Here is a 12,840-nt window from a genome sequence, read left to right on the forward strand (position 1 = left end):
CACAGCCTCATTGTACGCCTGGCGGTGCGCACGCACAGTTGAGTGTTGCTTATTTGCTGTCGAAATTTGTGACGCCATCCCAGCCTGGTCCGGGCGGCTGCAAGCGGTAGTGCGCGATGCGTTCAAGGTAGAGGGAATACAAGGTGGCATGCGGGGCTGCCGCAGCCAGCGGCGCCAGCGCGTCGTGGGCCGCCTGCCACTGCTGGGCGCGCACCAGGGCCAGCACTTCATGCCAACGTTCCAGTTCGGCGCGCACCGCGGCGCCCTGCCCGCCTTCCAGCCCGAGCGGCTCGAAGATGGCCACAGGCTCCAGCTTGCCCTTCACCCGCACCAGGTCCAGTTCGCGCCAGGCGAATCCGGGCGCCGCCGCACGCGTTGCGGCGCCGACGACAATTCCCGCCCCGTACACCTTGGTGATGCCCTCCAGCCGCGATGCCAGGTTGACCGCATCGCCCATCACCGTATAGGCGCGGCGGATGCGCGACCCCATGTCGCCCACGTGCATCGGCCCGGTATTGATGCCGATGCCGATGCGCAACGCCGGCCAGCCGCGCTGCTCGAATTCCACGCTCAGGCGCCGGGCGCTGGCCTGCATCTCGAGGGCCGTTGCCACCGCCCGCGCGGCGTGGTCGGCGCAAGCCAGCGGCGCCCCCCAGAACGCCATCACCGCATCGCCAATATATTTGTCGAGGGTGCCGCGGTGGCGGTCGCGGATCTCTTCCGACATGGCCGTCAGGTAGCGGTTGATGTATTCGCGCAGTTCCTGCGGCGACAGGCTCTCGGCAATAGTGGTGAAGCCGCGCACGTCGACGAACATCACGCTCAGTTCGCGGCTGGCCCCTTCCATGCTGTAGGCCGCCGGGTTTTCCGCCATTTCCGCCACCAGTTCCGGCGCGACATATTCGCCAAAGCGCGACACCAGGGCACGCCCGCGGCGCACCTCGAAGAAATAGCCCCAAGCCAGGTTCAGCACGAACAGCCCGATCCCCAGCAGCAGCAAGGTGGCCATATTGAGCACGGCGTCGTAGCGGCGGTACAGCAGGAAGTTCAGCGCCACCGTCCCGGCCAGCGCCGCCAGCGACAGCAGGATGCCCCAGGCCGGCGCCAGCACCGGCAAGGCCAGCGCCAGCAGCCCGCCCAGCACCAGGGCTTGCAGGACTTCGATCTGGGTGGCCACGTCGGGCCGCTGCTTGAAACTGTCATCCAGGATCGACTTGACCAGGTTGGCATGGATTTCCACCCCCGGGTACTCGGCATTCACCGGCGTTGCGCGCAAGTCGTTCAAGCCCGGTGCGCTGGTCCCGACCAGCACGATGGCCCCGGCCAGCAGGTCCGGCCTGGCGCGCCCGGCCAGCACGTCGGCTGCCGGCACATAGCGGAAGGCGCCGCCGGCCGGCCCGCCGCGCCCGCGGAATTGCACGGTGTTGGCCAGGGCCTCCCCGACCGGGATGCGCAATTGTCCTTCGCGGTGGAACAGGGCGATGGCATCCAGGCCGCCGGCCTGGCGCTCGGCGGCACTGAGCGTATCGACCGTGCCCTGCCACAGCGGCGCAATGGCGCGCCCGCCCAGTGCGGCCGACACCGTGGCCAGCGCCAAGGTCGGGTAATAGCCGTCGCCGATGCGCTGCAGCAGCGCCGAGGAGCGCACCAGGCCGTCGCTGTCGACCAGAGCGGTGAAGATGCCGGCGCCCTGCGCCGCCTCCTGCAGCCGCGCGATATTGGCTTCGTAGCCCTGGGCCGTGTAAGCATCCAGCGTACGCCCGTTCAGGCTCTCGACCGTGAAAGCCGGCGCCGGCAGCACGCCCTTGCGCTGGCTGCCCGACAGGCTGTAGCCCAGCACCACCGGCTGGCCGCGCATGGCTGCCGCCAGCCGGCCGTCGTAATCGAGCTGCGGCTGCAAGCCCGCCAGTGCGCGCGCCAGCCCCGGCACCGCGTGCAATTCACCTTGCGCCAGCTGCTCCAGCACGCCATAGCCGGAACTGGTATCGGGCTCAGGGAAGGAAATATCAAAGCCCACCGCTGCCGCCTGATAAGGACCGGTCAATTGTTCGACCAGGCGCGCGATCTTGTCGCGGCTCCAGGGAAAGCGCCCCACTTCGGCCAGGCTGCGCTCGTCGATATCGACGATCACGATGCGCGGGTCCAGTTCAGGCTTTTCCAGCCGCATGCGCAGCCCGGCAAAGAAGCTGTCCATGCGCGCCAGCGATTCCGACGGCAGCACCTGCACCAGTTGCAGCACCGCCAGCGCCGTGAGCAGTAGCCCCAGCAGCCAGCGCGCGCCGTAGCGCTGCAACAGCTTGCGCATCACGGGCGGTACCCTGGGATGCGCGTTTCATCGACCGCGTCAACCTGGCGCGGGTCCATGTATTGCCTTGCAAATTCCAGGTAAACCTTGCGGCGGATGAAGATGTCGAACAGGTCGGGATCGATATGCCCGTTCAGGCTGAACTTGCCGAGGATCTCCAGCGATTCGGACAGCATCTTGCCTTTCTTGTAGGGCCGGTCGCGCGCGGTCAGCGCCTCGAAAATATCGGCGATCGCCATCACCCGCGCCGGCACCGACATCTGCTCGCGCACCAGCCCGCGCGGATAGCCCTTGCCGTCCATCCGTTCGTGGTGGCCGCCCGCATATTCCGGCACCTGCTGCAGGTGGTGCGGCCAGGGCAGCGATTCCAGCATGCGCACCGTGACCACGATGTGGTTGTTGATCACCTTGCGCTCGGCTTCGGTCAGGGTGCCGAAGCGGATGGTCAGGTTTTCCACCTCGTCTTCGCTGAGCAGGGCATGCTCCTGTCCGTCCGGCCCCATCCAGCGCCGCTGCGCGATCTCACGCACGCGCTGCTGCTCCTGCGGCGCCATGCCCTCTCCGCCGATATTGGCAAGGCGCAGGAAGTCCCGTTCGGCGCGCAAGCCGGCCTGCTCCGCCGCCAGCGCCGCCTGCAACGCAGAGCGCTCGCCGCCGGCCAGCTCGGCGCGCAGCGCACGCAGTTCTGCGTCGCGCAGCAGCACCTCAAAGCGGGTGTCGAGCAGGCCGATGCGGTCGTAAATGGTTTGCAGCTTGGTGGCCTTGTCCACCACGTGCACCGGGGTCGTGATCTTGCCGCAATCGTGCAGCAGGCCGGCCAGCCAAAGCTGCTTGCGCTCGCCCTCGGACAGGCGGAAGCCGGCCAGCGGGCCGCTATCGGCGGCGTGCGCGGCGTCGGCCAGCATCATGGTCAATACCGGCACCAGCTGGCAATGGCGCCCGGTGTACGGCGACTTTTCGTCGATGCCGATGTTGATCAGGTTGACCAGTGCTTCCAGCAGTTGCTCCAGCTGGGCCACCAATTGTTGCTTGGTCAGCGCTACGGCCGCCTGCGCCGCCAGCGCCTCGATGAAGCGCTGGTCGGTGGCGCTGAACACGCCGTCGGCGTTGCGCGCGTTGACCAGTTGCAGCACGCCCAGCAACTGGCCTTCATGATTGCGCATCGGCACCGTCAGGATCGAGCGGGTGCGGTAGGCAAAGCGCTGGTCGAACTGGCGCATGCCGGAAAAATTGAATTCGCTGGCCTGGTAGACATCGTCGATATTCACCGCGCAACCCTGGTTGGCGGCGTAGGCCGCCACCGAATCGAGCTTGGGCGCTCCCTGCGCATCGACCAACGGCACTGGCGCGATATCGATGGCAGCGCCGCTGCTGCCGCCCAGGTGCAGGCCCAGCGTGTCGTTGACGGTGATATGGAAATGCAGCTTGCTGCGGCTGGCGTCGGGACGGTACAGGGTGCCGCCGTCGGCATGGGTCAGGTGCTTGGCCGCCAGCAGGATGCGCTCGAGCAGCACGCCGGTATCCTGCCCGTCGCCAAGGGCGACGCTCAGTTCGGTCAGCTGCTCCAGCCGAGCCGCTATCTGGGTCGGGGTCAAGTCTTCCATGAGGCAAGTGTATCCCTGCCGCGCCGGCGCACACAAGAAACTGCCGATGCCGGGCAAAAAAACGCTATCATCCCCTTGTCAATTCGACCATGGGACCCGTGATGAAATTCAAGTTCTGGGGCGTGCGCGGCTCCATCCCGGCGCCCGGGCCTCGTACGGTGCGCTACGGCGGCAACACCACTTGCATTGAAGTACGCAGCGACGACGGCACCCTGATCGTGCTGGACGCCGGCACCGGCCTGTTTCCGCTGGCGCAATCCCTGCTGGCCGATGCCAGGCGCCCGATCGAAGCCAACCTGTTCATCAGCCATAGCCACTGGGACCACATCCACGGACTGCCCTTCTTCTCTCCCTTGTTCCTGAAAGACAGCCGGGTGCGCCTGCACGGCGCCGGCGACCCGGCCAGCGGCAAGGGCATCGAGCACGTGATGGGGGTCCAGCTGCAGTACAGCTACTTCCCGGTCGGCGAAGCGCAGATGGGCGCAACCATCGAGTACCGCACGCTGGAGCCGGGCGATGCGGTCGAGGTAGGCGATGCCCGCGTGCGCCACGCGCTGATGAACCACCCGGTGACGGACCTTGGCTACCGCATCGAGTGCAACGGCAAGTCGCTGTTCTTCACCGGCGACCACGAGCCGCCCGGCAGCGCCGAACACGTAGCCGCCATCGATGCCATGGTGCAGGGCGTCGATGCGCTGATTGCCGACTGCTCCTACACGCGCGAGGAATATCCGTCCAAAGTAGGCTGGGGCCACGGCACTTTCGACAGCGCCCTGGCGCTGGCCCTGCGCTGCGGCGTGCGCCGCCTGTACTGCACCCACCACGAACCGACCCGCAGCGACGACGAGTTGGAAGCCGTTTTCGCCGACGCCATGGCGCGCCACGCCGGGCAACTGGACGGCCTGCAAGTGTTCCTCGCCTACGAGGGACTGGAAGTCAACCTTTGAGCCCGCAAGCATGAGCGAAACCGACCAACTGCCTGATACCAGTTCCAGCGCCGAAACCGAACGCCGCCTGGCCTTCTTCCGCAAGCTGCAAGCCGTCACCACCAAGATCCACGCCACCAGCAACCTGGACGAAATCATGCTCGACCTGGGCATGGAGTTCTGCGACCTGTTCGAATGCGACCGCTTCACCCTGTATGCGATGAACGACGAGAAGAACTATATCGTCTCCAAGGTGAAGACCGGCATGACCAGCTTCCGCGACCTCAAGCTGGCCATCAACGCTTCCAGCATTGCCGGCTACGTCGCCATGACGCGCCAGACGCTGAACATCCGCGACGTCTATGACGCCGACGAATTGCGCCGCATTTCGCCCGAATTGCACTTCCAGCAGGGCGTCGACCAGCGCACCGGCTACCGCACGCGCCAGATGCTGGTGGCGCCGCTGGTAGCGATGGCCCATGACCGCCTGCTGGGCGTGGTCCAGTTCATCAATACGCGCAACGGCCAGCCCTTCTCCTCCATCGCGCTGGAAGGCGTGCGCCAATTGGGCGACACCCTGGCCGTGGCCTTCAGCCAGCGCCTGAAACCGGCCCCGCTGCCGCGCACCCGCTACGATGCGCTGGTGGCCGACAGCGTGCTGTCGGCGCAGGAACTGGAGCAAGCCCTGCGCACCGCGCGCGAGAAGGAAGCCGATGTGGAAGCGGTGCTGGTGCAGGACTTCCACGTCAAGCCCGCAGTCCTCGGCGCGGCACTGTCCAAGTACTACACCATCCCGTACGAGCCGGCGCGGCCCGACCGCGTGCGGCCGGTCGACTTGCTGAAAAAGCTTCCGCTGCAATACCTCGAGGAGTCGGGCTGGCTGCCACTGGAGGAGAACCGCGACGGCCTGCTGGTGCTGACCATCGACCCAGACCGCGTGATGCAGTCGCACATCGTCAACCAGGTGTTCCCGCGCGTGCACGTCAACTACCGCGTCACCACGCGCGCCGAATTCGCCCAGACCCTGGGGCAGTTCTTCGGCACCGGCGATGCCACCAGCGTGGGCGAACTGCTGTCCGGCATGGGCGAGGATGGCGACAGCGACGTCGAGGCGCCGCAGGAGGTATCGGAAGCGGTCGAGAACGAGCTGGTCAAGCTGCTCAACAAGATCATCGTCGACGCGCACCGCCAGGGCGTGTCGGACATCCATATCGAACCGCTGCCGGGCAAGGGCAAGACCGGCATCCGCTTCCGCAAGGACGGGGTGCTGGTGCCCTACATCGAAATCCCAGCCTCCTACCGGGCCGCCATGGTGGCGCGCATCAAGATCATGTGCGACCTCGATATTTCCGAGCGCCGCAAGCCGCAGGATGGCAAGATCAAATTCAAGAAATACGGCCCGCTCGACATCGAATTGCGGGTGGCCACCATCCCTTCGGCCGGCGGCGTCGAAGACGTGGTGATGCGTATCTTGGCGGCGGGCGAGCCGATCCCGCTCGACAAGCTGGGCGTGCTGCCGGCCAACCTGGACCGCCTGCGCGCCACGGTGGAAAAGCCCTACGGCCTGTTCTTCGTATGCGGCCCGACCGGTTCCGGCAAGACCACCACCCTGCACTCGGTGCTGAACTACCTGAACACGCCCGAAACCAAGATCTGGACCGCGGAAGACCCGGTGGAGATCACGCAGAAAGGCTTGCGCCAGGTGCAGGTCAACCGCAAGGCCGGCCTGGAATTTTCCACCGTGATGCGCGCCTTCCTGCGCGCCGACCCGGACATCATTATGGTCGGCGAGATGCGCGACAAGGAAACCGTCAGCATGGGCATCGAAGCTTCGCTGACCGGCCACCTGGTGTTCTCCACCCTGCACACCAACAGCGCGCCGGAATCGGTGGTGCGCCTGCTCGACATGGGCATGGACCCGTTCAATTTCGCCGATGCGCTGCTCGGCATCCTGGCGCAGCGCCTGGCCAAGCGCTTGTGCGGCAATTGCAAGGAGGCTTACCAGCCGGGCGAAGCGGAACTCGACCTGCTGCTGTCTGAATACTGCGAAGAACTGCAGAACACTTCCGCGTTCCAGCGTGACGCGCTGGCCGCGCGCCAGCAGGTAGTGGCAGGCTGGCGCGAGCGCTATGCCGACGCCGAAGGCCGCTTCACGCTATACCGGCCGGTCGGCTGCGAACAGTGCAACAAGGGCTACCGCGGCCGCGTCGGCCTGCACGAATTGATGATCGGCACCGACCGCGTGAAAAAGCTGCTGCAGGAGCATGCGCGCGTCGCGCAGTTGCTGGCGGCCGCGCTGGAAGACGGCATGCTGACTTTGAAAATGGACGGGATCGAAAAGGTCCTGCTGGGTATTACCGATATCAAGGCCGTGCGCCAGGTGTGCATCAAATGATCTCCCACATCTTCCTGGGTGCCGCCGATTTCGAGGCAGCCTTCCGCTTCCATGGCGCCGTGATGGCGGCCTTGGGCCACAAGCTGCGCTTCCGCGACGATACGCGGCCCTGGGCCGGCTGGCAGCCGGCAGAAGGCGGCCGTCCGCTATTCCTGGTCGGCCGCCCGTTCGACGGCCAAGCGGCAGGCGCCGGCAACGGCCAGATGGTGGCCCTGGCGGCGCCATCGCGAGCGGTCGTCGACGCCGCCTACGCCGCGGCGCTGGCCCATGGCGGCAGCTGCGAAGGGCCGCCCGGCCTGCGACCGCACTACCATCCCGACTATTACGGCGCCTACTTCCGCGACCCGCACGGCAACAAGCTGTGCGTGGTCTGCCACGACCCGGCCTAAAGCGTGCGGCCGCGGTCGCCGGTGATCGCCTGCAGCGTGCCATCCAGTTTCGCTGTCAACACCAGCGCATCCGCCTCGCCCGGCAGCAGCTTGTACATGAAAGTCGTCGCGCCAAGGCGCCCGTCCGGCATGGTAGCGAATTGCGGGATCTCGCCGCAGCGCTCATAGCCAAGCTTCAGGTACATGCCTTCCGCCGGTTCACCGCTGCAGGTGTCGAGCACGATCAGCGTGCGGCCCAGGGCACGCGCTGTCGCCTCCGCGTGACGCACCAACGCCTGCGCCACGCCTTGGCGGCGGGCGCGCGGGTGCACCAGCATCTTGGACAGTTCTGCGCGGTGGCGGCTGTTCGGCATGGCGGCCAGCACCAGTTGCAGCGTACCGTCGATCCGCCCGTCCGCGCCGCGCACGATGAACAGCCGGCGCTCGCCGCGCCCCACGGCGTCATGCAGGCCAAGCCAGAACGCCCGCGCCTCCTCGCGCGGGCATGGCAGTTCGAATCCTACGCTGGCGCCGGCCAGCACGCAGGCACGCAGCACTTCCGCCAATTGATCGGCGTGCGCCAGCACTCCGGCGCCATCCAGTTGTTCTATGGTTCGCATATCGCAATCAGGTAATGGGCCTGGTCCGGCCCGGGACAGGAAAAACGCGTCGCACCATGCAGGTGGAAGCGCAGGCAATCGCCCGGCTGCAGCCGGTGCAGGCTGCCGTCGATGGTGTAGTCCAGCACCCCCGACAGCATCCACATATGCTGCTCCAGGCCATTCACCGGCGGCTGCGCGTATTCGATCACGGCGCCGGGCGGCAGCCGTCCTTCGATCATCTCCGCCCGGAAGCCGCGCGCCGGCGGCGACACCATGCGGCGCACGAATCCGGTGGCCGGATCGTGCCACTCGGCCTGCTCGGCGCGGCGGATCAACTGCACCGGCGCCTGCTCCACTTCCGCGATCAGGCGCGACATCGGCATGCCGTAAACAGCGCACAGCTTGCCCAGCATTTCCGCCGTCGGGCTGGTTTCGCCGCGCTCCAGGCGCGACAAGGTAGCGCGGCTGATGCCGCTCTGCGCAGCCAGTTCCTCCAGCGACAGCATGCGCTCTTCGCGCAAGCCGGCCAGGCGCCGCACCAGGCGGTCTTCGAATGAATTTCCCATAATTGAGAATATATCCCAATTTTGAGAATTTGTGAGCAAAATAAAAGGGCGCCGCAGCGCCCCTTCGGGAATTACATGATGTGCTTGCCGACCCACCATGCCACCGCCGCCACGAAGGCGGAAGCAGGAATGGTAAAGATCCAGGCCCACACGATATTTCCTGCCACGCCCCAGCGCACGGCCGACATCTTCTGCGCCGAACCCACGCCGACGATCGCGCCGGTGATGGTGTGGGTGGTGGAGACGGGAACGCCCCAGAAGGACGCCATCAGCAGGGTGATCGCACCGCCGGTTTCGGCGCAGAAGCCGCCCACCGGTTTCAGCTTGGTGATCTTCTGGCCCATGGTCTTGACGATACGCCAGCCGCCGAACAGCGTGCCGAACGAGATCGCGCCGTAGCAGGCCACGATGACCCACACCGGCGGCGCCGCGTCGCCGGCAGCCACATGGCCGGAAGCGATCAGCAGCATCCAGATGATGCCCATGGTCTTCTGCGCGTCGTTGCCGCCGTGGCCCAGCGAGTAGCCGGCCGCGGACAGCAGCTGCAGCCGGCGGAACCAGCCGTCAACTTTGCGCGGGGTCGATTTCACAAAGACCCACGACACGATCAGCATGATCAGCGAACCAAGCACGAAGCCCAGCAGCGGCGCCACGACGATGAACACCACGGTCTTGATCAAGCCGCCGGAGATCAGCGCGCCGGTACCGGACTTGGCCACCGCTGCGCCCACCAGGCCGCCGATCAGGGCGTGCGAGGACGAGGATGGAATGCCGTAGTACCAGGTGATCACGTTCCAGACGATCGCCCCTATCAGCGCGCCGAAGATGACGTAATGGTCGATCACCGAGGGTTCGATGGTTCCCTTGCCGATGGTGGTCGCCACTTTCAGGCCGACCACGAATATCGCGATGAAGTTGAAAAAGGCAGCCATCATCACGGCGGTCTGCGGTTTCAGCACGCCGGTGGACACCACCGTGGCGATCGCATTCGCGGCGTCGTGGAAGCCGTTCATGAAGTCGAACACCAGTGCGAGGAAGACCAGTGCCCCCAGCGCCCAGATGCTAATTTCGAGGTTGCTCATGAAATGATCTTTTTAATTATGCGTTTTCGACGATGATGCCTTCGATGATGTTGGCAACATCTTCGCAGCGGTCGGTGACGGTTTCCAGGATCTCGTAGATAGCCTTCATCTTGATCAGGTTGCGCACGTCCGGTTCGTCGCGGAACAGCTTGGACATGGCAGCGCGCATCACGTGGTCGGCGTCCGATTCCAGGCGGTCGATCTCTTCGCAGATGCCGACGATCCGGGACGCATTGTCCATGTTCGACAGCAGGGCCACGGCATCCTTCACCTTTTCGGTGCAGGCCAGGACCAGTTCGGCCAGGCGCTTGGCTTCCGGGGTGACGGAGTGCAGGTCGTACAGCGACACGGTCTGGGCGGCGTCTTCCATCAGGTCCAGGATGTCGTCCATCTTGGTGATCAGCTTGTGGATGTCGTCGCGGTCCAGCGGGGTGATGAAAGTTTTGTGCAGCAGGTCCACCGCCTGGTAGGTGATCTTGTCAGCCTGCTTTTCGATGCTTTCGATGGCGTGGACACGGTTTTCCAGGTCGTCGAAATTGGCCATCAGGCCCAGCATCTCTTTGGCGCCCTTCACGCAAAGTTCGGCATGCTGGTTAAACATGTCAAAGAATTTGCCCTCCGAGGGCATCAAGCGTCCAAACATTTTTGTTCTCCGTTGGTTGATTCGTAGATACTGCAGCATGGCCACCCAGCGTGGCCCGCCTGGTAATCAGTCGCCTTGGTAGATCGACAGGTTACCGGTGTAATTGCCAAACTTGGTGTACGCACCGATCCAGGTCAGGCGCACCGCACCGATTGGACCGTTACGCTGCTTGCCGATAATGATCTCGGCGGTACCTTTATCCGGCGAGTCCGGGTTATAGACTTCGTCGCGATACAGGAAAATGATCACGTCCGCGTCCTGCTCGATAGCGCCGGATTCGCGCAGGTCGGACATGACGGGACGTTTATTGGGACGTTGTTCCAGCGAGCGGTTCAGCTGGGATAGCGCAATGACGGGGCAATGCAGCTCTTTGGCCAGTCCCTTCAGGGAACGCGAGATCTCGGAGATCTCGGCCGAGCGGTTGTCGCCCGGCTGGCTGCCCTGCATCAGTTGCAGGTAGTCGACCACGATCAGGCCCAGCTTGCCGCATTGGCGGGCCAGGCGGCGCGCACGGGCGCGCATCTCGATCGGGTTCAGTGCCGGGGTCTCGTCGATGTAGACCTGGGCTTCATTCATTTTCTGGATGGCGTGCGTCAGGCGCGGCCAATCCTCGTCGATCAGTTTGCCGGTACGCAGGCGGTGCTGGTCCAGCAGGCCGACCGAGCCAAGCATACGCATGGCCAGCTGCACGCCGCCCATCTCCATCGAGAACACGGCGACCGGCAGGCCCGCCTCCACCGCCACGTTTTCGGCGATGTTCATGGAAAATGCGGTCTTGCCCATTGATGGCCTGCCAGCAACAACCACCATGTCGCCAGGCTGCAGGCCGGAAGTCATTTTATCCAGGTCGGTCCAGCCGGTCGGCACGCCGGTGATTTCGGAGCTGGAGTCGCGCGAATACAGTTCGTCGATACGCTCCACCACCTGGGTCAGCAGCGGCTGCACCGGCAGCCAACCGGCGGCGCCGCGCGAACCGGCTTCGGCGATGGCGAAAATCTTTGCTTCCGCCTCGTCCAGGATCTGCTTCACGTCCTTGCCCTGCGGGCTGAAGGCGTTGCCCGACACTTCGTCGGCCACGGTAATCAGCTTGCGCAGCACGCCGCGGTCACGCACGATTTCCGCATAGCGGCGGATATTGGCGGCCGAAGGGGTGTTCTGCGCCATGGCGTTCAGGTAGGCCATGCCGCCCACCTCTTCCGCCTTGCCCAGCATGCTGAGGGCCTCGAACACGGTCACCACGTCGGCCGGCTTGCCCGAGTTAATCAGGCGAATCATCTGCTCGAAGATGATGCGGTGGTCGTAGCGGTAGAAGTCTTCCGCATTCATGAAGTCCGCAATACGGTCCCACGCCGCGTTGTCACGCAACAAACCACCGATGACAGATTGCTCTGCCTCGATCGAGTGCGGCGGGATGCGGAGGGAATCGACTTGTGGGTCGGACTGGGGTGCGGCGTTCATGGCGCGCATTATACCTGCTTCGGCAACGCCGTAATAATCCCTGAAAATAAAAAAAGCCGGGCGAACCCGGCTTTCTTGCTGTATTTACGACGCTGATTAAGCAGCTTCGCCAACAACAGCCACGGTCACTTCTGCGACCACGTCGGTGTGCAGGGCAACAGCCACTGGGAACTCGCCGGTGGTTTTCAGAGGACCGGTTGGCAGGCGCACAGCGGACTTTTCCACTGCGAAGCCAGCTTTGGTCAGGGCTTCAGCGATGTCGAAGTTGGTCACGGAACCGAACAGGCGGCCGTCAACGCCGGCTTTCTGCGACACGGTCACGGTCATGCCGTTCAGCTTCTCGCCTTGGGCTTGGGCAGCAGCCAGCTTGGCGGCAGCAGCTTTTTCCAGTTCGGCGCGCTTGGCTTCGAATTCAGCAACAGCAGCAGCGGTAGCGCGGCGTGCCAGTTTCTGAGGGATCAGGAAGTTACGGGCGTAGCCGTCTTTCACTTTCACCACGTCGCCCAGGTTGCCGACGTTAACAACTTTTTCCAGCAGGATGATTTGCATATTAATTCTCCAGGATCTCTGATCTGATCGCTAATTAAGCGTGGTGCAGATCGGTGTATGGCAGCAGGGCCAGGTAGCGGGCGCGCTTGATCGCGGTGTCAACTTGGCGCTGGTAGTGCGCCTTGGTGCCGGTCAGGCGTGCTGGCATGATCTTGCCGTTTTCCTGGATGAAATCTTTCAGGGTGTCTACGTCTTTGTAGTCCACTTGCTCAACGCCAGCGGCGGTGAAGCGGCAGAACTTCTTGCGCTTGAACAGTGGGTTTTGTTGCTTGCGCTTTTCTTTCAGCTTGAGCTTGTTTTTGTCGAACTTTTTACCGAATGCCATTTTAGGCTCCTGTATTT

Annotated in this window: 12 protein-coding genes; 3 read left to right on the plus strand and 9 right to left on the minus strand. The window is 64.4% G+C overall.

Translation table 11 applies throughout. The features are described from left to right. Positions 1 to 49: 49 nt before the first annotated feature. Both ACN9MY_RS23850 and ACN9MY_RS23855 read right to left on the minus strand, forming a co-directional pair. Entirely contained in the window at positions 50 to 2,305 is a 2,256-nt protein-coding gene (locus ACN9MY_RS23850; RefSeq protein ID WP_426337660.1) for a CHASE2 domain-containing protein, read from the minus strand. Further along, positions 2,305 to 3,909, minus strand: coding sequence for a GAF and HD-GYP domain-containing protein (locus tag ACN9MY_RS23855; RefSeq protein ID WP_426318814.1), 1,605 nt, complete (start codon positions 3,907 to 3,909; stop codon positions 2,305 to 2,307). Before ACN9MY_RS23855 ends, ACN9MY_RS23850 begins: the two co-directional genes overlap by 1 nt. A 101-nt stretch (positions 3,910 to 4,010) precedes the next feature. Between ACN9MY_RS23855 and ACN9MY_RS23860 the strand changes: the two genes are divergently transcribed. From ACN9MY_RS23860 to ACN9MY_RS23870, 3 genes are read left to right on the plus strand one after another with little or no spacing between them, the layout of a single operon-like run. After that, positions 4,011 to 4,856: an MBL fold metallo-hydrolase gene (locus ACN9MY_RS23860; protein ID WP_426163360.1), complete on the plus strand. Its 846-nt coding sequence runs from the start codon at positions 4,011 to 4,013 to the stop codon at positions 4,854 to 4,856. A 10-nt stretch (positions 4,857 to 4,866) separates the two neighbouring features. Next, positions 4,867 to 7,230, plus strand: a complete 2,364-nt coding sequence (locus tag ACN9MY_RS23865) for a GspE/PulE family protein (protein ID WP_426318815.1) — start codon at positions 4,867 to 4,869, stop codon at positions 7,228 to 7,230. Continuing rightward, a complete protein-coding gene (locus ACN9MY_RS23870) occupies positions 7,227 to 7,619 on the plus strand; it encodes a VOC family protein (RefSeq protein ID WP_426318816.1) in 393 nt (130 codons plus the stop codon). The genes ACN9MY_RS23865 and ACN9MY_RS23870 overlap by 4 nt, the downstream gene beginning before the upstream one ends. Here the strand turns inward: ACN9MY_RS23870 and ACN9MY_RS23875 are convergent. From ACN9MY_RS23875 to rpsR, 7 genes are all read right to left on the minus strand, one after another. After that, a complete protein-coding gene (locus ACN9MY_RS23875; RefSeq protein ID WP_426318817.1) occupies positions 7,616 to 8,218 on the minus strand; it encodes a GNAT family N-acetyltransferase in 603 nt (200 codons plus the stop codon). The two genes, ACN9MY_RS23870 and ACN9MY_RS23875, sit on opposite strands and share 4 nt — an antisense overlap. Further along, complete coding sequence (locus tag ACN9MY_RS23880) at positions 8,206 to 8,766, minus strand: helix-turn-helix domain-containing protein (RefSeq protein ID WP_426163369.1); 561 nt, start codon at positions 8,764 to 8,766, stop codon at positions 8,206 to 8,208. Before ACN9MY_RS23880 ends, ACN9MY_RS23875 begins: the two co-directional genes overlap by 13 nt. Before the next feature lie 71 nt (positions 8,767 to 8,837). Then, the gene (locus tag ACN9MY_RS23885) at positions 8,838 to 9,848 is read right to left on the minus strand and encodes an anion permease (protein ID WP_426163371.1); all 1,011 of its coding nucleotides are present in this window, start codon (positions 9,846 to 9,848) and stop codon (positions 8,838 to 8,840) included. A gap of 16 nt (positions 9,849 to 9,864) precedes the next feature. Then, positions 9,865 to 10,491, minus strand: coding sequence for a DUF47 domain-containing protein (locus tag ACN9MY_RS23890; protein ID WP_426163373.1), 627 nt, complete (start codon positions 10,489 to 10,491; stop codon positions 9,865 to 9,867). Positions 10,492 to 10,557: 66 nt separating this feature from the next. Then, the gene (locus ACN9MY_RS23895; protein WP_130312785.1) at positions 10,558 to 11,949 is read right to left on the minus strand and encodes a replicative DNA helicase; all 1,392 of its coding nucleotides are present in this window, start codon (positions 11,947 to 11,949) and stop codon (positions 10,558 to 10,560) included. 96 nt (positions 11,950 to 12,045) lie between these two features. Beyond that, on the minus strand, positions 12,046 to 12,498 hold the full coding sequence (gene rplI, locus ACN9MY_RS23900; RefSeq protein ID WP_055931250.1) for a 50S ribosomal protein L9: 453 nt from the start codon (positions 12,496 to 12,498) through the stop codon (positions 12,046 to 12,048). A 34-nt stretch (positions 12,499 to 12,532) separates the two neighbouring features. Beyond that, positions 12,533 to 12,823 (minus strand): 30S ribosomal protein S18, encoded by a 291-nt coding sequence (gene rpsR, locus ACN9MY_RS23905; RefSeq protein ID WP_057259638.1) that lies wholly within the window; start codon positions 12,821 to 12,823, stop codon positions 12,533 to 12,535. Positions 12,824 to 12,840 lie beyond the last annotated feature (17 nt).

The organism is Pseudoduganella sp. R-31 (assembly GCF_049913235.1).
Classification (GTDB): Bacteria; Pseudomonadota; Gammaproteobacteria; order Burkholderiales; family Burkholderiaceae_D; genus Rugamonas.

Excerpts from the sequence above, each read along its gene's own strand:
- ACN9MY_RS23875 (WP_426318817.1), bottom strand. The coding sequence starts at position 8,218 with ATGCGAACCATAGAACAACTGGATGGCGCCGGAGTGCTGGCGCACGCC.
- ACN9MY_RS23895 (WP_130312785.1), bottom strand. The coding sequence starts at position 11,949 with ATGAACGCCGCACCCCAGTCCGACCCACAAGTCGATTCCCTCCGCATC.
- ACN9MY_RS23865 (WP_426318815.1), top strand. The coding sequence starts at position 4,867 with ATGAGCGAAACCGACCAACTGCCTGATACCAGTTCCAGCGCCGAAACC.
- ACN9MY_RS23855 (WP_426318814.1), bottom strand. The coding sequence starts at position 3,909 with ATGGAAGACTTGACCCCGACCCAGATAGCGGCTCGGCTGGAGCAGCTG.
- ACN9MY_RS23850 (WP_426337660.1), bottom strand. The coding sequence starts at position 2,305 with ATGCGCAAGCTGTTGCAGCGCTACGGCGCGCGCTGGCTGCTGGGGCTA.
- ACN9MY_RS23880 (WP_426163369.1), bottom strand. The coding sequence starts at position 8,766 with ATGGGAAATTCATTCGAAGACCGCCTGGTGCGGCGCCTGGCCGGCTTG.
- rplI (WP_055931250.1), bottom strand. The coding sequence starts at position 12,498 with ATGCAAATCATCCTGCTGGAAAAAGTTGTTAACGTCGGCAACCTGGGC.
- ACN9MY_RS23885 (WP_426163371.1), bottom strand. The coding sequence starts at position 9,848 with ATGAGCAACCTCGAAATTAGCATCTGGGCGCTGGGGGCACTGGTCTTC.
- ACN9MY_RS23890 (WP_426163373.1), bottom strand. The coding sequence starts at position 10,491 with ATGTTTGGACGCTTGATGCCCTCGGAGGGCAAATTCTTTGACATGTTT.
- ACN9MY_RS23860 (WP_426163360.1), top strand. The coding sequence starts at position 4,011 with ATGAAATTCAAGTTCTGGGGCGTGCGCGGCTCCATCCCGGCGCCCGGG.
- rpsR (WP_057259638.1), bottom strand. The coding sequence starts at position 12,823 with ATGGCATTCGGTAAAAAGTTCGACAAAAACAAGCTCAAGCTGAAAGAA.
- ACN9MY_RS23870 (WP_426318816.1), top strand. The coding sequence starts at position 7,227 with ATGATCTCCCACATCTTCCTGGGTGCCGCCGATTTCGAGGCAGCCTTC.